The sequence below is a fragment of the Paenibacillus sp. FSL P2-0136 genome, assembly GCF_037975325.1.
Classification (GTDB): domain Bacteria; phylum Bacillota; class Bacilli; order Paenibacillales; family Paenibacillaceae; genus Paenibacillus_AQ; species Paenibacillus_AQ silagei.
Genome location: NZ_CP150244.1, coordinates 7,615,194 through 7,640,851, shown reverse-complemented (window position 1 = coordinate 7,640,851; position 25,658 = coordinate 7,615,194). Strand labels below are relative to the sequence as shown.

Below are 25,658 nucleotides of genomic sequence, written 5' to 3'. Positions count from 1 at the left end.
GAATTACAATGTATGAATTTACCATGGGCTTTACCAGACGCGGACCTCCTGCATGACCGCTCCGCGCCGCAGGGCATCGACATGCTCCATTCCTTCCGTAACCCTGCCGAATACCGTATGCCAGCCGTCCAGATAATCGAACGTATCATAACAGATAAAAAACTGGCAGGACCCCGTGCCTGGTCCAAAATGCGCCATAGACAGCGCCCCGCGCACATGCTTATGGGGATTCCCCTGCGTCTCACAGGGAATGGGATCTGTGCCGCCTCTGCCGTTGCCGTCCGGGCAGCCGCCCTGGGCAACAAAGCCGCGAACCACACGCTGAAAGGCCAGACCGTTGTAAAAGCCGCTGTTCGCAAGCTTTTCAAAATTGGCTACGGTTCCCGGCGCTTCCTGATCGAACAGCTCCAGCCGAACCTCCGGTCCCTGCTCCAGACGGATCAGAGCCTGCTTCATGGCGCCTCCTCCTCTACACGGGCTGCAGTATCTGCCGGTACACCGATATAGACGGCCGTCTTGGCAGCATGCAGCGGCGCATAAATCTCCTCGATATCCTCGTCCACGAGCGGCCTTAGCACTCCGCCCTCCATATGCAGGAACACCTCAGCGCGCGGATTCATCGCCAGGAGGACATTGATCAATTGCTGTACTTTTAACGTTGGCTTGTCCATCCTCTCACTCCTGCCAGCCCTCTTCCGGGGATTATATATATTAGCGGTATTGTACAATAGCTCAGGGCAAACGGCAATACGGCTCTCTTCTATACATGCAGGTGATTATTTCGGGGAAATGGGGAAAGTCTGGTACTTCTCTAAAAATATCGAATACATATAATTTATATCAACTATTTGCGAATCCAAGGGGATGTTCTATCATGTTGACCTTATTCTGGAGTGGCTGCTATGAATCCGAATAGAACCCGGGTGCTGCTGGGCAGCCCGATCCATCAAAAACCGGCGATCCTGGAGCAATTCCTGAACTCTCTGCTGCGTCTGAACCTGAAGGATATCGATCTTGATTTCTATCTGATTGACGATAACCCGGATGAAGCCGCAAGCCAGCTGCTGCTGCAGTTCGCCCGGAACGGCAGATCCGTCTTCCTGCAATCCTCCGGCTACCATGATGACTATATCCGAGATGAGCATACTCATGTCTGGCATTCCAATCTGGTCTGGAAGGTGGCCGGATTCAAGAATCTGATGATCCGGCGGGCGGAGGCCTTCGGCTATGACTACCTGTTCCTGATTGATTCCGACCTCATTCTGCACCCGGATACGCTGCTGCATCTGATCGGTACAGGCAAGGATATTATCTCCGAGATTTTCTGGACACAGTGGCAGCCGAATACACTGCTGCAGCCGCAGGTATGGATGCATGACGAATACAACCAGTGGGAGATTCATCCGGGGGAGCAGCTCTCGCCGGAGGAGATTCAGCGCCGTTTCCATGCTTTTTTGCTGAAGATGCAGCAGCCTGGAATCTATGAGGTTGGCGGACTTGGCGCCTGCACGCTGATCAGCAGCTCAGCCCTCAGCTCCGGGATCAGCTATGATCGGGTACACAACATCTCCTACTGGGGAGAGGACCGTCATTTCTGCATCCGTGCAGCGGCCCTCGGCCTTCCGCTCTTCGTGGATACCCACTTCCCTGCGCTGCACCTCTACAGAGACAGTGATCTGGATCTGGTCGCGGAGTTCATCCGGCACACCTCGGGCGCGGAAGCTGCTCCTATAGCAGAAGGGGTGCCCGGGACCGGGGATGACAATGAAGCATACGGAGCCCGGACTGAAGCAGCTGTCCCGGAGGACGGCGATACAGCAGCCGCTGCTGATCTGCCGGGCCATGCAGAGACGGCTCCGTCCCCTGCTGACAAAAGAGTACAAGAGGCAGCAGCGCAGTGGGATGTGCTGTGGACCGAAGCCGAAGCCCGGCAGCGCTTGTCCAAGGAGCCTCTGCCTGCTGACGCAGGCGAGACGGCAGAAGGAGCCAGCACAGGCGGGGACGGAGGAGCAGGGCTGCAGAAGCCTCAATCCGCTTCTGCAGCGTCCCCGGTCACTCCGGCAGCTGCTTCCCGCCGGCCCAAGCTGACCCTCACGATGATCGTCAAGAATGAAGGCACCAGATTCCTGCGCCAGGTGCTCGAGGAGCACCGCAAGTATATTGATGAGGCCGTCATTATCGACGACGCAAGCACAGATGATACAGCCGATATCTGCCGGGAGGCTCTTGAGGGGATTCCGCTCCACCTGATACAGAATCCTGTCTCCCTCTTCCATAATGAATCAGAGCTGCGCAAGCAGCAGTGGGAGGCGGTGGTTGCAACCCGTCCGGAGTGGATTCTTAATCTGGACGGGGATGAGCTGTTCGAGTCCTGTTTTCCAGAGGAGGTTGACTCCCTGCTGCGGACAGCGGATTGCGACTTGTTCTGCTTCCGGCTCTACGACTTCTGGGATGAGGCCAGCTACCGCGAGGATATGTACTGGCAGGCCCACCAGAGCTACCGCCCGTTCCTGCTCCGTTACCGGGAAGACTTCACCTATACCTGGAATGATCTTCCGCAGCACTGCGGGCGGCTGCCGGAGAATATCTTCGAGCTGCCCCATCAGTTAAGCAACCTGCGGCTGAAGCATCTTGGCTGGTCGAAGCCGGAATTCCGGCTGGAGAAGTATCTGCGTTATATGCTGCTGGACCCGGATGCTGAGTACGGCTGGAAGGAGCAGTATCAGTCTATCCTTGACCCGAAGCCCCGGCTGGTGAGTTGGAGCGAATAAGGCGGAGGGCTAAGTCATAAGAAGAGAGAAAGAAGCTCCTTATCGGAGCTTCTTCTTTTTTTGCAAATAAGCTTCAGGAAATATATCACTATAGGTCCGCAGGCAAATATGCTAAAATAACAGAACATAAGTTCGTATTTTGGTTGTAAAATACATCCTAATATTTCCCTATTATTAGAAAGATATATAGAAGAGGAGGCGTAAGGGCAATGGAACAGCAAATGATACAGCGTTACCGGCAGGAAATCTATCGAATCGGCTGGCGCTTACAATACCGCAGCAAGCGAACCCGCCGGCATGAATGTACCTTCATGGATATCCGCCCGGCTCAGCGGGATGAAGCGGAGGACATGATTAACCGGTTGTCCGTTGAGCAGCTATTAGATACCCTTCCAGCCAAAGGAAAGGTGATTCTGCAAAAGATTTATCTGCAGGAAATGACAGAGGCTGAGGTCGCGGCACAGCTGCATATGAGTCAACAGGGGGTTAACAAATGGAAGCAAAAAATGCTCCAGCAGCTATCACAGACAGCGAATTCGCAGACCTTCTGACAGGTGTCCGCCAGAAACAGCCGGAGGCCATGCTCCAGATCATTGAGCTATTTCAGGAGGACATCGAAATAGTCAGTCAATGCATCCTCCTCCCGCGGGAGGATGCCATTTCACATATTGTGACGGAGATTCTTAACTTCATACAGGCGGGGGATAGCACATGAACAAGCGGGCAAACGCCGACCTATCGTGGCGCTGCCCGCTTGTCATTCATTGGGAATAGCTAATCTATCAGGCAAGACCAGCATTCATGCCGCCTGCACCCTAGGTATTGACATTCCTGCTAGGGTAAGGTTTATGGTTACTATAAGAAGTTCCGGCCGGAATAACTTATGAAAGGGTGTTCATGCGTTGAAGATCGGAGAGTTCGCAGCTTGAGGCCCACGGGATGTTACATCGGAGGTCTGGTCGGACCGTTCGGAGCCAGCACAGATATCCGCATCATTATCGAGGCTTCCATCGAGACTCTAGACCGGGCACGGAGAAATGGGGTAAACTCATTAAATATTGAATCGTACATTGCATAACTCGGATGCCACGAGAAGGGGTTGAACCCATCCATGGAACTCTACGCCGTAAAATTTGGTGAATCTTCATTTCGCTTAAGCAACGTATACCGCGATATGCATCATTCGGAGGAATTAGTCCAGATTGCGTGGTCATTTTATATTGCCAAGCATAATAATAAAACAATCTGTATCGATACAGGCTTTCGCGATGAGAATGTGGCACAGCAATGGGGGATTACACTAACAGACGTTGCAGACGAGTTAAGAGGCATCATTGGCAATCTAAGCTCCGTAGATACAGTCATCATTACGCATAGTCACTTTGACCATATTGAGAATCTTGACTTGTTTGATAAGCCTGAAATCATTATTTCAAAAACCGACTATGAAACTGCGCTACAGCAGTGCCCGCCGGCCATCAAGGAGAAGCTGCTTCAAGGCCCGGTTGTCACCGTAGACAACGAATATATTTACGACAACCAGTTCAGATTCAAGGTGATCGGCGGGCATAGCCCTGGTTCATCGGTGGTTTACTTTGAATCGGTTAATACCAACTATATAATCACCGGCGATGAATGCTACTGGTGCGATAATTTGCTAAGCAATCGGCCGAACGGGGTTTTTTCCAGTACAGAAAATAACGAACGGTTTCTAAATGAGGCTCATCACAGCGGATTAATTCCGCTCCCATTCCATGATCTGCAAATATTCGAACACTATCCGGCCGTTTCTAACAATATAGTGAGAATCCTTTAGATTTTGGATAATGCCAACATGACTTGGATTACTTCTACTAACAACAAACGCGCTCAAAGCTTCTTTGAAAACATGAACGCGGTCAAAGGGAAGGATTGGGTTCACTACTCCCTTATCTAAATCAACGCGTCGAAATGGCCCTCTGCGTCTACCGTCGCTGTCCGGGGATCGGTCAGACCGATGCCCTTAAGGCCTCCCTTTCCCTCAGTCCGCCAGGACGGAGTATGATCCTGAAGCGGGGGAGCAGGTACAAATGAAGCCGAAGCGGTACTCCCGCTTTTCTGCACCAGATGGGCCTCCAGCTGCCGTATTTGCCGCTGCAGCTGCTCCCGGCGATAAGGAGTCTGCATCTCTCCGCCCTGCGCCGCGTTCACCTTGTCCAGCTCCATCAGCAGCCGGTTGCGCTGCTTCTCCAGAGAACTGACATCGCTCTGTGTGCTGCCGTAAGCTGTAGTGGCCTGTACCGGGCTGATACCGGATACCGTCTGTGCCGCCATGATCTCTCCCTCCGTTTCCTTGGCTTCTGCTGCAAATCCAGCCATATTCGAAAGTTCTAATCATTTCTATTACCCGGCAGCTCCCGCCATGACAACATTTCAACCACATATTTACAAAAAATCGTCGCATAGTCTCAATCGGATGCTGGTTGGACCATACCAAAGACCTAGCCGGGAGGTCTGTAAAAGCGCCAAAGGCCCATGTTCGCTTTGCCCCGCACCGCTTCCAACGGCAGTTCCAGTCCATATTTATATCATCTACAAAGATATGCTTTTGTCTCTTTCTAACGAACCTTATTTGACATAAGATTTATCCTAGTACCTCATCAGATTTAAAATAGTGGAGTAGAATAAATTACCCTTCAAATTACATATTTTTTCAATAGATGGTTGTTATTTGGGGGCGTTTGGCTTAGCGTAACGGACACAGGGGCTCTTATCCGGGAAGAAAGTCGTCACTTAGGCGATTAGCGGACCGCAAGGACCTTATCCCCTGCAATTCAGCTCCAAAACGTCTCGCAGAAAGACGATAAGGTCCACTGAGTCCGTTACGTTGCAAAAGGTGGCGTTCTCGTGGGGATAAGGTCTCTTCGGTCCGTTAGATTTTTTGGGATGATAGGGTTTCATTACACGAACCCCTGAGTTTCACAAGCTTATCCACCCTTTTAAATCTGACACTGTACTAAGAGGTGACGCCGGGGCCCATTACATTTCACATCGATCCTACTGGCTTCGCAGACTCTGATTTCGCTATTGCAACAGTCAGCTCGCCGTCCGCTTCGTCCACCGTCATCACTGAGCCTTCCTCCGCTTCTCCGGCAATCAGCGCGCGCGCTACCCGGGTCTCCAGACTGCGCTGGATGAACCGCTTCAGCGGTCTGGCCCCATAGATGGAATCGAAGCCTTCCTCGGCAATGAAGCGGACCGCCTGGTCACTCAGCTTAAGACCGATATTCCGCTCTGAGAGGCGCAGACGCAGGCCATCGACCAGCTTCACAACAATCTGCTCCGTCTCATTCAGGGTCAGCGGCTTGAACATTACGATATCATCTACACGATTGAGGAACTCCGGACGGAAGTGCCCGCTCAGCTCCTTCATGACCCGATCCTTGACGGCTTCGGTCAGCTCGCCGTTATCATCCGTGCCCTGAATCAGATGCGGTGAGCCAATATTGGAGGTCATGATAACAATAGTGTTCTTGAAGTCGACCATCCGGCCCTGCGAATCGGTCAACCGCCCGTCATCCAACAGCTGCAGGAGGATGTTGAACACATCCGGGTGCGCCTTCTCCACCTCATCCAGCAGCACGACGGTATATGGCTGGCGGCGGACCGCTTCGGTCAGCTGGCCGCCTTCTTCATAGCCGACATATCCCGGAGGAGCACCTACGAGACGGGAGACACTGTGCTTCTCCATGTACTCCGACATATCGATACGGATCATGCCGTCCTCGCGGTCGAACAGCGAGACCGCCAGTGCTTTGGCCAGCTCCGTCTTCCCGACCCCGGTCGGCCCGAGGAACAGGAACGAGCCGATCGGACGGTTCGGGTCCTTGATGCCGGCTCTAGCCCGAAGAACCGCATCGGCTACCAGCCGGACCGCCTCATCCTGCCCGACTACCAGCTCATGCAGCGTCTCCTCCAGCCGCAACAGCTTATCCCGTTCGCCTTCCACCAGTCTGCTTACGGGAACTCCCGTCCAGCGTGAGACAATATCGGCGATTTCCTCCTCCGTCACGGCTTCACGCAGCAGCCGGGTCTCCTGGTCCTGCTGCGCCGTTTCCTCTGCCGCCTTAAGCTGCCGCTCCAGATCAGGAATAATGCCATAGCTTAATTCAGCCGATTTGTTGAGATCATAGATCTCCTGCGCATCGACCAGATCCTTGCGGGCCTGCTCCAGCCGCTTCTTCAGGTCGCGGATGCCCTGAATGGCCGATTTCTCCTTCTCCCAGCGGGCCGTCATCCCCAGATGCTTCTCCTTGAGGTCAGCCAGCTCCCGCTGGAGGTTCTCCAGGCGGCGGGCGCTGGCGTCGTCGGTTTCTTTTTTGAGCGCGGCTTCTTCAATCTCCATCTGCATCAGGCGGCGGGTTACTTCATCCATCTCACCGGGCATGGAGTCAATCTCCGTGCGAATCATTGCGCAGGCTTCATCGACCAGGTCAATCGCCTTATCCGGCAGGAAACGGTCCGTGATATAACGGTTAGACAGCACACCGGCTGCTACCAGAGCGCTGTCATAGATTTTGACTCCGTGATGCACCTCGAAGCGTTCCTTCAAGCCGCGCAGAATCGAAATGGTATCCTCGACATCCGGCTCGCTGACCAGCACCTGCTGGAAGCGGCGTTCGAGCGCCGGGTCCTTCTCGATATATTTGCGGTACTCATCCAGCGTGGTCGCCCCGATACAGTGCAGCTCACCCCGGGCCAGCATCGGCTTCAGCATGTTGCCCGCATCCATAGCCCCCTCCGTCTTGCCCGCACCGACAATCGTATGCAGCTCGTCAATGAACAGAATAATCCGTCCGTCACTCTCGCGGATCTCCTTCAGCACCGCCTGCAGCCGCTCCTCGAATTCCCCCCGGTATTTCGCACCGGCAATCAGCGCACTCATATCCAGCGAGAAAATTGTCTTGTCCTTCAGTCCCTCCGGCACATCCCGGCGGACAATCCGGTGGGCCAGCCCTTCGACAATCGCCGTCTTGCCGACACCCGGCTCCCCGATCAGGACAGGGTTATTCTTGGTCTTGCGGGAGAGGATGCGGATCACCCGGCGAATCTCGGCATCGCGACCGATGACCGGATCGATCTTGCCGGCCCGCACCTCAGCCACGAGATCGCGGCCGTACTTCTCCAGCACCTCATAGGTGGCCTCCGGCTCCCGGCTGGTCACCCGCTGGTGTCCGCGAATCTCCGCTAACACTCCAAGCAGCTTCTCCCGGGTAACGCCCCGGCTGGTGAACAGCCCGCGCAGCTCGCGGTTCCCGCTGCTCGCATCCGAGACCATCGCCAGGACGGCATGCTCCACCGCGACGAATTCGTCCTGCATCTTGGCCGCTTCCTGCTCCGCCTGTTCCAGCATGGCAATCAGCGCGGGCGATGCATAGCGCCGCATGGTGCCCGCTCCGCTCCCGCTTACGCTGGGCTTGCGCTGAAGCAGCGCATCGGTTCCCTGCAGCAGTTCGGCTGCGGGAACATTCATCTTCTGCAGCAGCCGGGGCAGCAGGCCCTCATTCTGCTGAAGTAAGGCTTTCAGCAGATGAAGATTGTCAATCTCCTGATGCCCGCCGGAAGCCGCCAGCGACTGCGCCTCTGCTACCGCTTCCTGCAGCTTCTGGGTAAGCTTATTGAAATCCATAAAATCATCGCCTTTCTAATGTATAGGTTAATCAACCGGATGCCCGGCTGTTATATATGCTGAACTTAAATGTTCTTTACCGTGTTGCCGCTCTTCGCCGCTGCGCTCCGCCTGTGGTACGCCGTTTCGCACCGGCTTGGAAGCTGCCGGACTCCGCCAGCTGACGGTACAGCTTCTTCTCTGCCTCCGATGTATCAGACGGAATGACCATCTCCATCCGGAACAGGATGTCACCATTCGTTCCGTCCGGACGTCTCAGCCCCTTGCCGGAGAGGCGCAGCGTTCCGCCGCTTGCTATTCCGGCAGGGATCTTCAGCTTCACGCTGCTGCCATCCGGCAGTGCTACCTTGGCTTCCCCGCCAAGCACAGCCTGCCAAGGGGCGATCTCAACCGTGCCGAGCAGATCCCCGCCGTCCGGCTCATAGATCTCATGCGGCAGGAGATGCAGCGAGATTAGCAGATCGCCGCCCTGCGCCGCTCCGCTTCCGCCGCCGGGTACCCGGAGGACGGTCCCTTCCGCCGAGCGTGCCGGAATCTGTACATTCAGGTCTTTGCCTGCCGCCTGAACGCTGATATTGCCGCCTTTGTAGGCCTGCTCCAGCGTAATCTCAAGCTGGGCCTGCATCGTACTGAACTCATCCCCCCACGGGCTTCCGCCTGGACGGGCACCACTGCTGCCCGAGAAGAAGCCGGTGCGGTCAGCCGCGCCCCGGCTGCCGAAGAACATCCCGAACAGATCCTCTTCCGGTATACCGCCGGAAGAAGCGGCTCCGCTGCTCCAGCCCGCGCCAAACGGCGATTCCCATGACGCAGAGGAGGCCGATCCGTAGCTGCGCTGACCCCGTGAGCCTGCGCCGGCTCCATAGCGGAGCTCCTCATCATAGATTTTGCGCTTGTCTTCATCGCCCAGCACCTCATATGCCTCGGCTGCTTCCTTGAATTTCGCCTCTGCCTCCGGGGCCTTGTTGACATCGGGATGCCATTTTTTGGCCAGCCTCTGATAGGCCTTCTTGATCTCCTGCTTCGAGGCCTTCTTGTCTACCCCAAGACGCTCATAATAATTTGCCGCCACCGGAACCTCCTCCTTTCGTGTAATGGGAACCTTCTGCCTTCCCCCGGGAAAAGACGCATTATAGCCGGAACCCCCACTACAATGCGTCTAATTATGAAGTGCTATATGAAAAGCCCGGTAAAATCCTGTTGCCGCCCGGTGAACCGGATAGGCCAGCGGCTACAGCCGCTAAGCCCGGAGTTCCTGCGGAAGCGGCAGCTTCAGCCGGACTTGGATGTCCATCTTCCTCATAAGGCTGTCCTTCCGCTTACTGTAGCTCTTTCCGGTCTGAATTATCGTTTCCGCCATCCTGAATTTCGATCCGTTTGCCCTGCGGCTTCTGCCGCTTCGGGACCTCCAGGCTCAATACCCCGTCTCTCAGCGAAGCGCGGATGCCCGCATCGTCAATATCCTGGACATAGAACCGGCGTACATATTCACCATACCGCCGTTCGCGGCGCACCATCTGATGATCCTTGTTCTCCTCATTGCTCTCTTCTGTGCGAACCGCCTTGATCGTCAAGTAAGGGCTGGAATAATCAATGTCGATTTCTTCTTTGCGGAAGCCCGGAAGCTCGGCCTCGATCAGATATGCCCCTTCACTCTCCCGGATGTCGGTCCGGAAAGACAGCGCGTTACTTGTCAGCGGTGCGAAGAAATCATCATTAAACATTTCGTTCAGCGACTTCGCCAGCACACCAAAAGCATCATCTCTGCGTTTACCAAAAGGAACCAAATCAAACATCTTTCATTCTCCTCTCATTTGACTTTTGATTTTTGATTTTTTGAATTCGGTCTTGCTAAGACTTTGACTTTGTCTGACCTATGGCTTTATTATAGCCTGCACCCCCGGAGAAAACAAAACCGGTATAAGCCGAAAATCCGGGAAAATCCGGCGTTTCGGCTCTTTTTTTATAATAAATTTTAACATTATTAAGGATTTGACCTTATTTGACCTTCCTGCTCTACTTCAAATAACGCTCCCGGTATTCACTCTCCACCATGCCCATCATTATCACATCATGATACTCATGGTTATAAAACAGCGTCTGACGCCGCACCCCCTCCTGCACGAACCCGATGGACTCATATACATGCGCAGCACGGGCATTATAACTGTAGACCTCCAGCTCAATCCTGTGCAGATTCAGAATGCCGAAGCCATAATCCAGCATCAGCAGCAGCGCTTCACGCCCATATCCTTGTCCCTGATGCCGCTCGTCCCCGATGGCGATCCGCAGATTGGCATTCCGGTTATCCCCATCGATGTCCTGAATAGCGATGTCGCCGATAACCTCATCATTCTCCTTCAGCGCGATGAGCAGCAGCACCGTGCTGTCATCTCCGGATTTACGCGCGATATAATTCTCAATCTGCTCTTTGGTGATATGCTTCTTCGTTCCTGTAAGCCTGCGGACTTCCGTGCCGTAGAACATATGATAATACATTTCTGCATCTTCCCCGTTGAGCGGGCGCAGATATACCTTTTCCCCTGTTACAAGTTCTGAATGCCTGTTCATTCCCGTCATCTCCCACCTGTTGTTATAGCTCTTATGGTAATGCAGTACTGCATACTATAAAATATACAAAAACGTCTAATTTCAAAGGACAGATTGAAGGTGAAGGATGCTGCTTGTCCCTGATCTGAATGAACACAGCGAGGTCCCGTACTACATACAGCTCTATAATTATCTGGCAAAAGCAATCCTGGGCGGCACCCTCCAGAGCGGGACGCGCCTGCCCTCTATCCGCCGCCTGGCGGTGTTATGCGGAATCAGCGCCACTCCGGTGGAGCTTGCATACCAGCAGCTTCTGGCAGAGGGCTTCATCGCCAGCAAGCCGCGCAGCGGCTACTACATCCTGCCCGTCCGCCGGGAAGGCAGCCCTGTTGCGGCCGGGGAACGGCCCAGTCCGGCACCCCGCCCGATTACGCCCCGTGATCCACGGCACTACACATATGATTTCCATATGTCGCGCAATGATTTCTCCCTGTTCCCGCACAAAATATGGCGCAGCCTCTACCAGGAGCAGCTCGCGAATCCAGACCTGCTCCAGTACGGCGATCCCCAGGGGGAGCCGGCCCTCCGTGAGAGCATCGCCGCCCATCTGCGGCAATTCCGCGGGCTGCGCTGCACGGAGAAGCAGATTGTAGTCGGCGGTGACCAGTATACGCTGTGTTCTTTGCTGTGTCTGCTGCTGAAAGGACGGGTGAGCGGGCTGGGTATCGAAGATCCGGGGTACCACCTGCTGCCTGCGGCATTCCGGCGCAGCGGATACAGCATCCTGCCCATTCCGCTGGAGGAGGATGGATTGCAGATAGACAAGCTGTACAGCAGCGGGGCAGATGCTGTGTACATCTCGCCGTCCCATCAGTTTCCCCGGGGGATGACCATGCCGATCACCAAACGCCTCGCATTGCTGGAGTGGGCCCGATCCACAGGCGGATATATCATCGAAGATGATTATGACGGGGAATTCCGCTATCACGGGCGGCCGATCCCCGCGCTGCAAGGGCTTGCTGAGGGCAGTCCGGTGATCTATATGTGCAGCTTCGCACAGTCGGTGACCCCTGCCTTATGTATTCACTATATGGTTCTGCCGGAGGAGCTGCTGCCGGACTATCACAGCCTGAGAAGCGAGCTGTACCTGGAGCATTCGGCCGCACGGCTTCATCAGATTGCGCTGCATTATTTCATGGAGCGGGGTCATTTTGAGAAGCACCTGCGCCGGATGCGCCTGCTCTACCAGCGTAAGCATGACCTGCTGCTGCGTTCGGTCAGGCAGCATTTCGGCGATGCCGCAGTGCTCAGCGGAACGGATGCCGGATTTCATCTGCTGCTGACCTTTAAGCCGCCCTCAGCAGAAGCGGGCTCCAGAGTTAGCAACAGAGTTAGCAATAGCACAAGCGCCAGAGAGCTTTCTGCCGCAGCGGAAGCCGAAGGCATCCGCGTTACCCCCATGTCCTATACGTGGTGGGCCAAGCCGGACTACGATGAACCGGAATTCATCCTGGGCTTCGGCGGGATCGCCGAGGACCTGATCGATGAAGGCATCCGCAGATTGGCGGGGATATGGCTGGGTTAGTACAGCATCAGGTTTAAGAGCGCGTCACTCCCGCGCAGTCATTCGGATGCTGTAGGCGCTGGAACGGCAGTAACTGTATTTTGTACAATGGAATGATGTCAAAATAGCTTCCAAATAGGTTCTATTGTATTCGGTACAATTGAATGTTGAACAAAGGACATTTTTCGCCCAAAATGCAACATTCCAATGTACGAAATACAATAGAATAACATTTCACGTTCAGATATAAGTTTTCTATTGCAGGAAATACAATCAGCTGCTTTTATTTCCAGAGTTGAGGCCGGTAGCAGGTGCAGGATCTGCCTAATATCTTCTCAATGTTCATGTCCAGGCTTTTAGATCAGCTATACTTCTCCAGCATATCCGCAAGCATCTGCTTCACCTCGGCCACCAGCTCCGGCGGCTCCTGCACAGTAGCCTCGCTGCACAGGCCAATCACAAACCGCGCGAAGAAGCCCAGATCGCTTCCCCGAATCTCTCCCTCCAGCCAGCCTGTGCCGTCTGCACGGATATGCAGCAGCTGCGGGGACCATACCTCCCCTTCGCAGGCCTGGACCCCTTCATTCCCCAGCTCCACGTACAGCCGGATAAGGCTTTGTTCGGCCTGCTCCTGCGGCGGGCTGCCGTAATGCTCCGTATTGTCCAAGTGGATATGACGCAGATCAAGCGCGGCCGGTCCCGCTTCATCATACCCGGCAGACTGAATCCGGTCGCAGCGGAAAGTACGGATGCCGCCCCGCAGGAAGCAATACGCCGGACAATACCACAGGCCGTTACTGGCATAGATGCCGACGGGCTGAATCCACCTTTGCTGCCGCCGGCCCTTCGATTGGTAATCGATCAGCAGCACTTTTTGCCCGGTAGCCGCCTCCAGCAGTTGGGGCAGATAAGGAAATTCCGCCTGCCGCGACGGGGTCAGGAAATCAATCCTGTTCTTCATCTCATCAATCCGGTCACGGACATCACTAGACATGTAATTATAGAATTTGTGCAGGGCGGATAAGGATTCTTCCTTGAAGGGAAGATATTTATAATGGCGCAGGGCATGGCTGGCAAAAAATATCGCCACTGCCTCTTCCTCCGTGAACGCAATCGGCGGCAGGATTCTCTCGCTCAGCACCTGATACCCTCCATGCGGCCCCACTTCGGAATAGAGCGGTACGCCCAGCTCCCCCAGCTCCTGCAAATCCCTGAGGATTGTGCGTGAAGAAACTTGGAATTCGTCAGCCAGCTCCCTGACGGTGAATTTACGCTTGCGGTTGACGGTCATCATGAGGTCCAGCAGCCTTTTAGATTTCGACACAGGGTTCACTCCAATTATATTTTAACTATGACAAGACCTGTCACTATTATAGTCTACACTATAACCATAGCCGGTTAGTACAGGCAAATATACCTTCCAAGGAGCGAACAAGACATGAAACTGCAAATGAACCCTTATATTCTGGTGGACGGATCTGCCCGGGAGGCGATAGCTTTTTATCAGGAGGCGCTTGGCGCTGTGGTGCTGTTCAAGCAAACGATGGGCGAAGGCCCGCAGAACCCGGACGCCCCGATGACGGAGCAGGAGAAGGCGCAGATTGCCCATGCGGTGCTGCTGGCGGGAGAAACGAAGTTTTTTGTGGCGGATTATGAGCCGGGTATGCCGCGCAGCCGGGGCAACAGCATCAACATCTGTCTCACGGTGGAGACCGAGGCCGAAGCACAGCAGCTATTCACCTCGCTGAAGGCTGGCGGCACCGTCGATATCGAGCTGGCCCCAGCCTATTACAGTCCCGCTTACGGCATGGTGACCGACAAGTTCGGCGTATGCTTCCAGATTTTTATGGATAATAGGAAGTAGAATTAGGCGGAAAGTAGGGAGTGACTTGGCGGGGAAGGAGGAGCTGGCCTTTGCGGCAAGCAGATGGAGGAATCCACCTGTTTCCCCCTCCTTTGGCTGATCATAGGACACGGCTGCAAATGTGTTCGGTTTTTCGCATACATTTGGTCCATATGCCGTCCCAACTCGAATTGTGTTCGGTTTAATACGAAAATAAAAGTCGGGATGCGACTGATGCACCCGACTTATTTTCATTCCTGGGGGTGACAAGGCCTCTGTCTTGTCATGCCTGTTTTTCGCTTACATTCGGCCTTTGACCAATGGAACCAAGCACCTACTCCTGCTCCTCCCGGCGATCCTTCAGCTACATTCGGCACCACAACACTCTACATGTCACCTAAAAAGCCCTGTCTCCCGAAACAACCGGCGAGACAGGGCTTTGTTCTAATATAACGCCCGCCACAAGTAAAAGGTGGCGTATGCTTCCCAGCCTTGCCAAGGCCGGGCCAGCTCCAGCAGCTCCGCCGATGTCGGCTTGCGGTCCATGCCAGTCAGATGCTTGACCACGTTCTGCAGGCCGACATCGCCGACCGGATAAGAGGACGCATCGCGCAGGCAGCGCATACGGACATATTGCGAGGTCCACGGGCCGATCCCGCGGATCTGCAACAGCCGCTGCTCGGCAGCAGCCGGGGACGGTAGCGCCAGCAGCTCCTCCCGGCTTAGCTCCCCGCTTGTGATCAGCGAGGCGACGGTGAGCACTGTCTGTGCTTTGCTGCGGGTTAGCTGCAAGGCGCATAACTCCTCTACCTGCACCTCTGTGAACACCTCAGGTCCAGGGAAACGGTAGTAGGTCTGCCCTTCCCATTCCAGCGCTTCGCCGTATTCTGCGGTCAGGCGCTGCTTCAGCCTGTAGGCAAAAGCCAGATTCACCTGCTGGCCCAAAATCGCCCAGCACAGCGCCTCAAACAGATCTGGGATGCCGATGATCCGTAGCCCCCGGTGCTGGCTGGCCAGCGGCCCGAGCAGCGGGTCCGCAGCCGCCAGCGAGTAGAACGGGGCAAGATCACGATCCAGATCAAACCACTCCACAATGTAGCGGGCCAACACCTCCTGCTCCAATGTACCGGGAATCGCCCCATGCAGCCGGGTTACACTCAGCTTGTGATTCTCGGACACACTGAGCCGCACCAGCAGCGGGCCACCCTCTATCCTGAACATCCGGCTGACGCCTGCTTCATCCGTGCGGAACAGGCATTCCAGCGGCGAGCGGTTCATGTACTCCAGACAGGCCCCCAGGTCGAAGTCTTCCGGCAGCGGCAGCTCAAAAAGCAAATCGTTCATGACCAGCCGCCTTTACATTGAGAATTCCCTCCAACTGGAGCAGCACCTGCTTCATCTGGAGTCCGCCCCGGAAGCCGGTTAAGGTGCCGTTCGCGCCGATGACCCGGTGGCAAGGCACAATGACCGGCACTGGGTTCTGCCCGTTGGCCGCACCGACAGCACGAACCGCCAGCGGTCTGCCAATCCGCTCAGCCAATTGCTTGTAGCTGGCCGTCTCCCCATGCGGGATGGTAAGCAGCCCCCGCCACACCTCCTGCTGAAACGGGGTGCCCCACAGATCCAGCTCCACATTGCTGAAATCCACCGGCTCTCCGGCAAAATACCGCTCCAGCAGCGTGATCACCCCAAGCTGCTCAAATCTCCCGGCATCCTCCATGAGCTCATGGGCAGGCGCGTACATTTTTAACCAGGAGGCGGGTAATTGCCCTTCGTCCTGCGGGAAGGATACCCGGATCAGGCCTTTATCGCTAGCCCACAGGGTCCACTCCCCGTTCCCGAGGTTCAGGGTATGATGATAAATCGTGATCGTATTTGTACTCCGGCTGTTATTCCGGCTTGGGCTTGGGTTCATGTTGGTTTCCTCCTTCGTTATGCTTGCTACGGTACTCTGTAGGGGACAGCCCCGTCTTCTTCACGAACCAGGCGGCAAAATGAGAGGGCGTACGGAACCCCACAGCCCGGCCGATTTCACCCATCTCCGCCGCTGTCTCCGTCAGCAGCCTGCGGGCTTCTTCCATGCGCAGCATGTCCAATCTGGCAGCAGGTGACTGGCCGGTTACCCGCTTATAGGTGCGCTGCAGGTGGAACGGGCTGACCTTCAGCTCTTCAGCCATCGACTTCAGAGTCAGCTTGCTGCCGAACCTTCCGTCCATTATGGCATCCGCCTGCGCTGCCAGGACTGCGTCCGGACGGAGGGTGCCGCCTTCCTCGGGACGGCATCTTTTGCAGGGACGGAAGCCTGCCGAAACAGCCTCCTGCAAGGAGCCATAGAATACAACATTTGCTGCCTTCGGCGTTCTCGCCCGGCAGGACGGACGGCAGACAATATGGGTCGTCTGCACCGCCGTATAGTAGATCCCGTCATAGGTCGGCTCGCGCCGCACCACCGTTTCATAGATACGCTCGAACAATTGCGGGTCCATCCCCATCACCTCTTACCGCCAGTATAAACGATTCGTTTTGACATATGCAGCCTATTGCAATAGGAGAGCAAGATTACGACAGTGAAGCAGAGGGTTTTTCTCGCCAAGCAGAAGTGGAAAACCAGTAGCTATTTTAATGCTAGTATTGACTACTTGGATTATAATTAGGGCTTCTAAGTGGTGTATCCAACTACAATCTTTATTCGGAGGACTAAGAACCCAATGAAACTATCAGACATCCGCTGCGAACGCCTGCGCGAGAAGGATTCTCTCACCGCCACAAAACTATTAAGCCTGGACGCGGACACCGGTCATGACCTCCTGCAGGTGCTGGAAGAGGAGCCGGAAGTGTTTATTGCCGCTTATGTGCAAGAGACGCTTATTGCATTAGTCCAAATGGAAGCGTCTGCACTCCAGTCTCATTTAAATGTATTCGTCGCCCCGCAGTATCGCCGGCAAGGCATTGGCAGGGCTTTGATGCAGGTGGCAGAAGCTCAACTACAGGCAGGCGGAACCCGTAAGATCAGTACTTCCGTCTGGTCCGGGGTATCCCCTTCCCTTGCGTTTGCCCGCAGCCTTGGCTATACCCCATACTATTCTCTTATTTATATGGAACGAACCGGCGGTTCTTTTCCTCAGGAAACATCCTCTGCAAGGTTGTATAGAGATGAGGACTTTGTGGCTGCCCATTCGCTGTATGCTACTGCTTTTCATGAAATGCGGGTACGCGTCGGATGCTTCCCCGATTCTGTGGTTGCAGAGCCTAATGAAGGCAGACGAACAGCCTGGGCAGCAGATGCACAGGACCGGCTGGTCTATGAGCTTGACGGGGAAATTGCGGCTTACAGCCACATCCACGGGAATGAAATCAGCAGTGTAAGTGTACGTTCTGACCTTCAGGGACGCGGAATCGGACGAACCTTCGTGAAGTACTTGTGCAATGAGATCCATCGGCGCGGCTACACAAGTGTTATCCTGTGCTGCGTCGTTGGGAACGAAGCCATACATTTGTATAACAGCCTTGGATTTCAGGAAACGCATCGAATGGAGTATATGATAAAAAGTCCGGACAACTCAGAGCATTCCCGGTCAGGCCCTTCCCTGCCCGCTTCTCTACAATGAATCATGAAAGGAAGGTGAGGGAATGGAGACGATACGGCTGCTTCAGCAGGCGATTGATTACGTAGAGCAGAATCTGCATAACGCCATTGGCGTCGAGGATATTGCCGGAGCGGCGATGACCTCGAAGTACCATTTTCAGCGGATGTTCCATGCCTTGACAGGGTTCACTATTACCGAATATGTACGTAACCGGAGGCTCACACTGGCGGCGGAAGAGCTGGCGGGAACGGACGGCAAGGTGATCGACATTGCACTGAAGTATGGGTACGAGACGCCGGAGGCCTTCGCCAGAGCGTTTCAGCGGGTGCATGGAGTAACCCCCAATATGGCGAAGAAAAAGAACGTGAAGCTCAAATCGTTCTCCCGCCTCTCCTTTCAAATTCAGATCAAAGGGGAAAGCGAAATGAATTACAGAATGGTTGAAGAGAAGGGCTATGGCGTCATGGGTAAGGAGGTTGTTATCCACCAGGATGCTTATAGTGAAATCCCTGCATTCGTAGAGAAAATCTGGAACGATGGGACGCATGACCTTATTAACGAATGTGCCGGAAGGCCTTCCGGTTCGCTGCTGTTCGGTTATTACTATGACTTCCGTGAGGATGGGACGAAACGCTATCTGATGGGAACCGAGCTGCCGGAAGGTCAGCAGGTACCAGCAGAGCTGGTTAATTTGACTATACAAGGCCAGACGTATGCTGTATTCGATTGCCGGGAAAAGCTTCCTGAGGACCAGGATCTGGGGCTGGGGATTCTGAACGTCTGGCGGCGGATCTATTCGGAATGGTTCCCGTCGTCAGGCTTTGAACAAGCAGAAGGTCCGTGCATTGAGAAATACTTCTGGACGAATGATGAGCACGATGAATGTATTTGCGAGGTATGGATTCCTGTGGCGAAGAAATAAAATACAGCATTTCTGATAAGCCCTCTACCAGCCATAAAGGCATCTGGAGGGCTTTTTTGAGGGCCAGGGTAACGGATTGTTAACCTCTCAATACTCACGTTATAATCAATATATACAAATTACTGGAAGGGAATGATTGGTCTATGTCTTCATTAAAAAGGTGGCTTCCTGCCTGTTGCATTATGCTGTTAATGCTTATGCTTCCCAACGTTATTCTGGCAGCCCCTGCTTCCAGCCCGGCCCGGTCAACCACAAGACCTATACAAGTCAACATCAATGGTGCTTTTATCTCTGCTGATAGCAGTCCTTTTATACAGTCTGGCCGAACGATGATTCCCATCCGCACGATTGCTTCCCTGGGGCTCCACTATTCTTGGGACGCTACCCGCCATACGGTCACGATCACGAATTCCTCTAACGACCTCTTTGAAATGACTCAGGGACAGTCTAATGCTTATAAGAATGGCCAGCCTGTACAGATGGACAGTGAAGCCAATAATTACAACGGGCGAATCATGGTTCCCGCAAAGTTTGTCAGTGAAGCATTTGGATACAGTGTGTACTATGAAAAGATAAGGGAAATCATCTTCATTCAATCCAAGAATTTCACTCCTGATGCCCAGGCCGTCCATTCAGCAGACCTTAAGCAGGCCCGCCTGGCGGCCATTTCGTTGCCGGTGCGCTACGCTTTTAAACCCGGTACAAGTGTACAAAGTGATCAATCCCAATACTTCACCTACTCCTTTGCCTCAAAGGACGCCACCCGTTATGCCTACAGCAATGGAGAAATAACCACAGTGGTTGAGATTGCAGGCACAACGGCCACAGCCATATGGCAGGCTTCGGAGGCAGATATCCCCGGTTATCCTGCTACTACATTCGGCGGTGTGCAGCCAGCGTATATTTCCGATCTGTTTCAGGATTCTTTTAGCTACAACAAAGGTGTATATAGTGGTTATCACACGCTTAGCGACGGTACTGTAACAACCTTTAAATTCCCCGGCCTCTCTTATACTGAGCTGATCCGGGCAATCCCGGAGTAAGGAACTTATATGCCAAAGTTAGCTCCCGGGAAAAGGGTGTACCGGTCCAGATATTTTGCAGTATCCGGTACCCTTTTCACGGACTTGATTGCCCCCTGCCCAAAAACAAAATTCCACCGCTCCACCTTCACCTTGTACTCATCTTCTGCAGTCACTCTCTGAACAATCCGCACGGTTAAGGTGCTGTCTGTGCTTGCAACAGGCTTCATATCAATAATGGTTTCCATATTATACGTTCCCGCCGGGAAACTTTCGTTATAGAGGTCCGTCTTGAAATCAGGCGTAACTACATCGAGCACTCCCTGATGATTGCGTTCGTCATACGCCATAATCCATCTGTATGCCAAATTCCGGTTCCCTACATAAGCTACGCTGCTGCCTTCCAGTCCGAAATTCGGATCAGAATCCACATACACAATCTTACTTTTATTGTCCCACTGAATACTGGCGTCAAATCCTTCTGCAACGGCCCGGATCGGGACATATACGGTACCATTAATAATCTTAGGCTGCGTCTGAGTTTTCACTTGATTACCATTTACGATTATTTTGGGAGCTACTGTTGCGGCAAAGGCTCCTGCACTAAACACTAGGGTCAAGGCTAATCCTGATAGGCCAATTTTCAATAGTTTTTTCATTTTTAATCTCCCCATGGATGATAGATTTCTATCTTAGACGCCACTCAAGCGTATTTGTTTCTATAAAATCAATATTATGTAATTATTTGCTCCGGTTTTCGCTTGCCCATTCTAAGCGTTTTCTCTCACCGATCGCATGTATGGATCACATTGTTGCACATTTTGCAGGATTCTTCTAAGAATGTTACGTGCTACGGTACATTGTTGCATCATTTGCAGGAATTCCGGTGTTTAAAGCAAGTTAGCGCTGGCTTTGTTGCATTTTATGCAGGATTTCAGCTTCTGGCGCTTCTATGGGGCAGTATTGCTGCACTTCTTGCAGGATTTCTCCATCTACTCTTCCTTCATTCAGATGATTCAAAAAAAGCCCCCGGAACAGCCCTAACGCTGTCCGGAGGTTCTAATTAACATAGAACTTAATCGCACTTAACATGAATTAATTACGTTGTTATCCGATGTTTAACCCGCTGCCTTCTGAGCCTTAGCATCTATAGGTCCCTCTGCTGCCGGAGGGTTCTTTTTCTTCATGTAGTCGGAATAATAGGCGGTGATGACCGGGACGAGAATGGATGTAACGATCACGGATGCGGCTACCAGCGCTGTAGCGGACTGGGCGGCCGGCAGGAATTCGGGCTTCATGTTCGCTACCAGCATAGGGTTGGCGACCGCAGCACCTGCGGTACTGGAAGCGGCGAGTCCGGCAGTTCCGTTGCCGCGGCCAATGAACTTGTCAGCCAGAATCAGCGGGATACCGGTAATAATGATAACGACAATACCAAGCAGAATACCGAGCAGGCCAGTGTCAACGATAACGCCAAGATCGATAGAGCTTCCCAGAGCGAAGCCGAAGAAGGGAATGAGCGTCTGAGTAGCTCGGCCGAAGTAGGCGCGCAGATCATGATCCAGGTTCCCCAGGATGAACCCGACGAGGAACGGCAGGACAGCGCCAACGAAGAGATGCGGTTCAAATACAGCCACACCGGTGCTGCCCAGAATGAGCATGGTTACGAGCGGCCCGGATTCTAGTGACATCAGCACGAAGGCACCGGATTCTTCCTTGGTCCCATACTGCTGCATAATGGAAGCGTACAGCCCGCCGTTGGTCATATCCATAGCGGAGATGATGGCGAGGACCGACAGTCCGGCGAAGAAGCCGGTTTGCACCCCGCCCTCAGGCAGGAACTGGATCGCGATCATAGCTACGACCCAAGCTACGGCGATCTTGGTCAATACCAGCGTACCGGATTTGCGCAATACGGTTCCGGTAGCTCTGACATCGATCGCGGCTCCCATACAGAAGAACCACACGGCCAGAATCGGCACGGTGCCGGTCATCAGGCCTTTGGTGAACCCTCCGAAATATTCGCCCGCATCAGGAAAAGCAGTGTGAATGATCGCTCCCAGAAATAGTGGAATGAGCATCATTCCGCCGGGAATCCGGTCCAGTGTCTTTTTGATTTTCATATGATTACCCTACCCTTTCTTACTCGTGATGAGTGTGTATGTTCTACTTGCGGCTTAGTCCAAGCTCGGGAATCATGGCGGCGAACAGATCATCGCTCTCCTTGAGCTGCTTCGCAAAGGCTTTGCCGTCCTTCACCAGCAGCCCCAGCCCGTTCGAATTCATATATTCGCGGAATTCCCTGTCTTCGGTCCCTTTGATAAATGCCCCGGCCAATACCTCCGCAATCGCATCCGGCGTATCCTTCGGCACCGCCAGCCCTCTCCATGTTCCCGTGAAGTTCACATGGATTCCGGTCTGCTCTTCCATGGTCGGCACATCCGGCAGCGCATCTGAGCGCTTATCGGCATTGACTGCCAGAATCCGCAGCTTCCCTTCATCCACATACTTCTTCACCTCGGCGGGACTGACCGGTACCGCATCCACGAATCCGTCCATTAAGGCGGAGACGGCCGGCCCTGCACCTTCAAAGGGAATATGCGCGAACTTCACACCGGTCTCCCGCTCCAACGTTACGGCGGCCAAGTGCCAAATGCTCCCCGTTCCTGCGTTTCCCATTTTCAATTCCTCTGGATGCGCTTTCGCAAAGTCGAGAAATTCATTGACGTCCTGCCATGGCGCGTCCTGTCTTACGGTGATGGCGGAAGGATCAAAATTCGTCTGAGCGATCGGTTTGAATCTCTCATAGGTAATCGGCAATAATCCCAGATGCGGAAGAATGGTCAGCTCGGCCGGCAAAAAAGTCACGGTATAGCCGTCTCCCTTGGCATTCGCGCCTTCCATAAGTCCTACGGAGCCACCGCCCCCGGTGCGGTTAACCACAATTACCGGCTGGCCCAGCACCTTCTCTGTCGCGGTGGCGAGTGCTCGCGCGGTGGCGTCCGTTCCCCCGCCAGCGGCATAGGGCACAAGCAGTGTGATTGGCCGTCCGGGATAATCTGTGCCGGCAGTCTCCTGGCCCGGGCCGCCTCCCCCGGGAATCCCGATTCTAAGCATCAACAGGACCAGAGCTGCTACTGCCGCTGTACAGAGTCCTATTTGAGTCGATCGTTTCAAATCCATCCCTCTTCTCTAATATAGAAGTAATCGGGCAGCCTGCAGATGCTTGATGCCTAGCCTTGCGCCCGTGCCCTCACCCCCGTTTTATTTGAGTATCAGCAGCCTGCCATGGAGGATGTGAAAGTTTTCTCAAATAGAACTTTATCGCAACCGGGGGTATGCCTTCAATCGCATAATCTTATTCTGAATCCTCAGAAACGCCGGAATGGCGCGGTTTTGGCCGATCTGCATACTCCTTGGAAGATTTGCTGCTCTCCCTGAACTTGCCGGGTGTGGTCGATTTAATCTTGCGGAAGACCCGGATGAAGCTGTTCTCATTCTGATAACCCACCTGCTGGGCAATCTCGGCAATTCTCAGACTGCTGTCCTGCAGCAGCTCGCAGGCTCTATTGATTCTCAAGTTGGTCAGATAGTCATAGACGGTAGTTCCGGTCTCTTCCTTGAAGATGGTGCTCACCGAGGATACCCCCATGTTCACATGGGAGGCGATATCAGACAGCCCGATATTGAATTGCAGATTCTCCTTCATATACTCTATAAGATTCTGAACCAGCAGGAACTCCTTCGATTGCCGGTGCGCCCCGAAGGCGTCCGATAGCTGAACCGCTATGCTGCACAGCATCTGCTCAATCTCATTAAGCTCCATCGTTGTCACCTGATGCCAGGTGTAGTCAGCCAGCTCCGCAGGCACCGGGTATCCCCCGGCAGCCGCCATATGCAGAATCTCCTCCAGCAGGTCACTTAGCGAGCGGAATACTTTTTGCGGCTGAATTCCCCGCTTGCGGGTCTCGGCAATCCCTCTGCGGATCCAATCCTGTGCAGCGGCGGCATCGGATACTCTCAGGGCGTTCAGCATTTCCTGCTTCCATAGCTCATCTGCCGCCCCGCTGCTCTCTTCATATTTGTTCTCTGCGCGGGAATAGACCCGTACATGGGAATACCCTTCATATAACCGGTAGGAGAGCGCAGTCTGCGCCTCTAAGTAGGACTGGGCGATATGGGTAATTGAGCCCGCTTGTTCACCGATGCCAACGGACACCGGAATCTTCAGCACATCGAGCATGGCAGCCGCCAGCCGCCGGGCATCTGCATACAGCTCCTGCTCCTCTCCGCCTGCCGCCTGTAACAGGATGACGAGACTGTCCTGCTGCGGTGCAGCGACCACGGTCCGCCAGGAAGCTTCGCAGATTTCATAGGCCATATTAATCATCGCGTATTTGAGCAGCATTTGATCCTCTTCCTTAAAGCCCGCGGACCACTCGGTATGCCGGTCTATGGATAAGACCAGCAGCTCGAACGGACCTTCCTTCCAGCCGGTAAAGTAGTGCTCAAACCGGGTCTGTGTCTCCTGTGTGCCGATACTCCGCGTGATCAGGTCCTGCAGGAATTTGGAGCGCAGCTCCGGGAGACTCCAGTCCGCCACCAGCGATTTACTGCGGAAATCACCGACCAGCTTGCCGATGACCGGCTCCAGATCGTACAGTCCGCCCTGCCCGGCTGCCTTCTGCTCAGGAAGCAGCAGCTTGTTAATCCGTTTGAGCGGCCGGAAGGCTGCAAAATTGTAATAATACATGGCAGCGAGACCTACGGCGATGGAGATCAGTGACAGCATCAGCATCATATTCCGCGCAATCTTCACATTTTTGAGCAGCTGCTCCATGGGTACGAGCGAGAGCAGGCGCCAGCCGGTCACATTGGAGAAGGTCTGATTCGCCATGTAGGCTTGGCCTCCGATGGTGACATGGGCAAAGGGACTGACATCGATGTCCTCCAGCACCTTTCCCAGCTCCGCCTGCGGGAACGGAAGATTCAGCTTGGGGTAGATCAGCTCTCCTTCCAGGTTATAGACGAGCTGGTAGCTGGAGAGATGGGTGTACATTTTGGAGAACAGCGTATCGTAATCCAGATCAATCAGCACGGCACCGGCCACTTCGCCGTTCACCACCACCGGCCGGGCGAGCGATAACAGCTCAGTATCACCGGGGCGGGAGCCGGGGCCGGTATACAGCCTTCTTTTGATCAAAAGCGGCTTCTCCTTCATTCCCCCGATCCAGGACTCCCACTCATGCTCAGGCGCCTCCCCCCAGGATGGAACATAGCCGTAGCGGCTGGAGAGCACAGACCGGTCCTTGAATTTGACCACGCTGATCGCGTGTACATCCGGCTCTGTCGCCAGCGCCTTAAGGTATTCCTGCGCCGTTGCGGCTCTGCCTCGGTTATCCGCCTCAGACGCATCGATATAGCTCAGTACAGCGGGATGGAAGGACAGATCCACTGCCTTGTTGTCGGATTCCCGGAAGGCCCGGTTCGTAACATCTACATTAATCTGCAGCAGTTCAATATTCGGTGTATTCAGCTCGGTGTCCAGTGCATTACGGTACTCTCTATAGGAGAATAGACCAATCATAGTAATCAGAAGGGATACCCCGGCTGTCAGCATCAGGATTAGACGGTTCTGTTTGTTGTGCAGCAGGTATTTCATTTTAAATCGCAGCATTGCTTAAGCTTCATCCTTCCAGCGGTTGCTCATAGGTTTAGATTTCAGATTAGC

At 54.0% G+C, this 25,658-nt stretch carries 24 protein-coding genes; 9 read left to right on the top strand and 15 right to left on the bottom strand.

What is annotated here, in order from left to right; all coding sequences use genetic code 11:
• Positions 1-30: 30 nt before the first annotated feature.
• The gene (locus NYE26_RS32835) at positions 31-456 is read right to left on the bottom strand and encodes a peptidylprolyl isomerase (protein ID WP_036723630.1); all 426 of its coding nucleotides are present in this window, start codon (positions 454-456) and stop codon (positions 31-33) included.
• Positions 453-671: a hypothetical protein gene (locus NYE26_RS32830; protein ID WP_339253013.1), complete on the bottom strand. Its 219-nt coding sequence runs from the start codon at positions 669-671 to the stop codon at positions 453-455. Before NYE26_RS32830 ends, NYE26_RS32835 begins: the two co-directional genes overlap by 4 nt.
• 231 nt (positions 672-902) lie before the next feature.
• On the opposite strand from NYE26_RS32830, the gene NYE26_RS32825 reads away from it, so the two are divergent.
• The 4 genes from NYE26_RS32825 (at position 903) to NYE26_RS32810 (ending at position 4,587) form a co-directional block, all read left to right on the top strand.
• Positions 903-2,771 carry a glycosyltransferase gene (locus NYE26_RS32825; protein WP_339253011.1) on the top strand — a complete coding sequence of 623 codons (1,869 nt, stop codon included), beginning with the start codon at positions 903-905 and terminating at the stop codon, positions 2,769-2,771.
• 209 nt (positions 2,772-2,980) lie between these two features.
• Complete coding sequence (locus NYE26_RS32820; RefSeq protein ID WP_339253009.1) at positions 2,981-3,322, top strand: sigma factor-like helix-turn-helix DNA-binding protein; 342 nt, start codon at positions 2,981-2,983, stop codon at positions 3,320-3,322.
• Positions 3,265-3,486, top strand: coding sequence for a hypothetical protein (locus NYE26_RS32815; protein ID WP_076077403.1), 222 nt, complete (start codon positions 3,265-3,267; stop codon positions 3,484-3,486). Before NYE26_RS32820 ends, NYE26_RS32815 begins: the two co-directional genes overlap by 58 nt.
• A gap of 396 nt (positions 3,487-3,882) precedes the next feature.
• Positions 3,883-4,587, top strand: coding sequence for an MBL fold metallo-hydrolase (locus NYE26_RS32810; protein ID WP_339253007.1), 705 nt, complete (start codon positions 3,883-3,885; stop codon positions 4,585-4,587).
• A gap of 116 nt (positions 4,588-4,703) precedes the next feature.
• Here NYE26_RS32810 and NYE26_RS32805 read toward each other — a convergent pair whose 3' ends face one another.
• The 5 genes from NYE26_RS32805 to NYE26_RS32785 all read right to left on the bottom strand — a co-directional run bounded on the left by NYE26_RS32805 (position 4,704) and on the right by NYE26_RS32785 (position 11,010).
• Positions 4,704-5,129: a hypothetical protein gene (locus NYE26_RS32805; RefSeq protein WP_339253005.1), complete on the bottom strand. Its 426-nt coding sequence runs from the start codon at positions 5,127-5,129 to the stop codon at positions 4,704-4,706.
• A gap of 667 nt (positions 5,130-5,796) precedes the next feature.
• The gene (gene clpB / locus NYE26_RS32800) at positions 5,797-8,439 is read right to left on the bottom strand and encodes an ATP-dependent chaperone ClpB (protein ID WP_339253003.1); all 2,643 of its coding nucleotides are present in this window, start codon (positions 8,437-8,439) and stop codon (positions 5,797-5,799) included.
• A 76-nt stretch (positions 8,440-8,515) separates the two neighbouring features.
• Positions 8,516-9,511 (bottom strand): DnaJ C-terminal domain-containing protein, encoded by a 996-nt coding sequence (locus tag NYE26_RS32795; RefSeq protein WP_339253001.1) that lies wholly within the window; start codon positions 9,509-9,511, stop codon positions 8,516-8,518.
• Positions 9,512-9,758: 247 nt separating this feature from the next.
• Complete coding sequence (locus tag NYE26_RS32790; protein ID WP_339252999.1) at positions 9,759-10,235, bottom strand: Hsp20/alpha crystallin family protein; 477 nt, start codon at positions 10,233-10,235, stop codon at positions 9,759-9,761.
• Between the two features lie 220 nt (positions 10,236-10,455).
• A complete protein-coding gene (locus tag NYE26_RS32785) occupies positions 10,456-11,010 on the bottom strand; it encodes a GNAT family protein (RefSeq protein ID WP_339252997.1) in 555 nt (184 codons plus the stop codon).
• Between the two features lie 106 nt (positions 11,011-11,116).
• On the opposite strand from NYE26_RS32785, the gene NYE26_RS32780 reads away from it, so the two are divergent.
• On the top strand, positions 11,117-12,574 hold the full coding sequence (locus NYE26_RS32780; RefSeq protein ID WP_339252995.1) for a PLP-dependent aminotransferase family protein: 1,458 nt from the start codon (positions 11,117-11,119) through the stop codon (positions 12,572-12,574).
• A gap of 340 nt (positions 12,575-12,914) precedes the next feature.
• Here NYE26_RS32780 and NYE26_RS32775 read toward each other — a convergent pair whose 3' ends face one another.
• Positions 12,915-13,877 carry a YafY family protein gene (locus NYE26_RS32775; protein WP_339252993.1) on the bottom strand — a complete coding sequence of 321 codons (963 nt, stop codon included), beginning with the start codon at positions 13,875-13,877 and terminating at the stop codon, positions 12,915-12,917.
• Between the two features lie 114 nt (positions 13,878-13,991).
• On the opposite strand from NYE26_RS32775, the gene NYE26_RS32770 reads away from it, so the two are divergent.
• Positions 13,992-14,417: a VOC family protein gene (locus NYE26_RS32770; protein WP_339252991.1), complete on the top strand. Its 426-nt coding sequence runs from the start codon at positions 13,992-13,994 to the stop codon at positions 14,415-14,417.
• 423 nt (positions 14,418-14,840) lie between these two features.
• On the opposite strand, the gene NYE26_RS32765 is transcribed toward NYE26_RS32770, so the two are convergent.
• Genes NYE26_RS32765 through NYE26_RS32755 form a run of 3 tightly spaced genes read right to left on the bottom strand, consistent with a single transcriptional unit; the run spans position 14,841 to position 16,882 of the window.
• Positions 14,841-15,740: a DNA-3-methyladenine glycosylase 2 gene (locus NYE26_RS32765; protein WP_339252989.1), complete on the bottom strand. Its 900-nt coding sequence runs from the start codon at positions 15,738-15,740 to the stop codon at positions 14,841-14,843.
• Complete coding sequence (locus NYE26_RS32760; protein WP_081751064.1) at positions 15,721-16,311, bottom strand: methylated-DNA--[protein]-cysteine S-methyltransferase; 591 nt, start codon at positions 16,309-16,311, stop codon at positions 15,721-15,723. Before NYE26_RS32760 ends, NYE26_RS32765 begins: the two co-directional genes overlap by 20 nt.
• Positions 16,286-16,882, bottom strand: coding sequence for an Ada metal-binding domain-containing protein (locus NYE26_RS32755; RefSeq protein ID WP_339252985.1), 597 nt, complete (start codon positions 16,880-16,882; stop codon positions 16,286-16,288). The genes NYE26_RS32760 and NYE26_RS32755 overlap by 26 nt, the downstream gene beginning before the upstream one ends.
• Positions 16,883-17,104: 222 nt before the next feature.
• Between NYE26_RS32755 and NYE26_RS32750 the strand changes: the two genes are divergently transcribed.
• The 3 genes from NYE26_RS32750 to NYE26_RS32740 all read left to right on the top strand — a co-directional run bounded on the left by NYE26_RS32750 (position 17,105) and on the right by NYE26_RS32740 (position 19,948).
• Positions 17,105-18,004: a GNAT family N-acetyltransferase gene (locus NYE26_RS32750; protein WP_339252983.1), complete on the top strand. Its 900-nt coding sequence runs from the start codon at positions 17,105-17,107 to the stop codon at positions 18,002-18,004.
• A 22-nt stretch (positions 18,005-18,026) separates the two neighbouring features.
• Complete coding sequence (locus NYE26_RS32745) at positions 18,027-18,905, top strand: AraC family transcriptional regulator (RefSeq protein WP_339252981.1); 879 nt, start codon at positions 18,027-18,029, stop codon at positions 18,903-18,905.
• Positions 18,906-19,102: 197 nt separating this feature from the next.
• Positions 19,103-19,948: a copper amine oxidase N-terminal domain-containing protein gene (locus tag NYE26_RS32740; RefSeq protein ID WP_339252979.1), complete on the top strand. Its 846-nt coding sequence runs from the start codon at positions 19,103-19,105 to the stop codon at positions 19,946-19,948.
• A gap of 5 nt (positions 19,949-19,953) precedes the next feature.
• Here the strand turns inward: NYE26_RS32740 and NYE26_RS32735 are convergent, their stop codons facing one another.
• The 4 genes from NYE26_RS32735 to NYE26_RS32720 all read right to left on the bottom strand — a co-directional run bounded on the left by NYE26_RS32735 (position 19,954) and on the right by NYE26_RS32720 (position 25,589).
• Entirely contained in the window at positions 19,954-20,586 is a 633-nt protein-coding gene (locus tag NYE26_RS32735; protein ID WP_339252977.1) for a copper amine oxidase N-terminal domain-containing protein, read from the bottom strand.
• A gap of 459 nt (positions 20,587-21,045) precedes the next feature.
• Entirely contained in the window at positions 21,046-22,050 is a 1,005-nt protein-coding gene (gene kdgT, locus NYE26_RS32730) for a 2-keto-3-deoxygluconate transporter (protein WP_036723670.1), read from the bottom strand.
• A gap of 43 nt (positions 22,051-22,093) precedes the next feature.
• On the bottom strand, positions 22,094-23,044 hold the full coding sequence (locus NYE26_RS32725; RefSeq protein ID WP_339257693.1) for a tripartite tricarboxylate transporter substrate binding protein: 951 nt from the start codon (positions 23,042-23,044) through the stop codon (positions 22,094-22,096).
• 241 nt (positions 23,045-23,285) lie between these two features.
• A complete protein-coding gene (locus NYE26_RS32720; RefSeq protein ID WP_339252975.1) occupies positions 23,286-25,589 on the bottom strand; it encodes a helix-turn-helix domain-containing protein in 2,304 nt (767 codons plus the stop codon).
• Positions 25,590-25,658 lie beyond the last annotated feature (69 nt).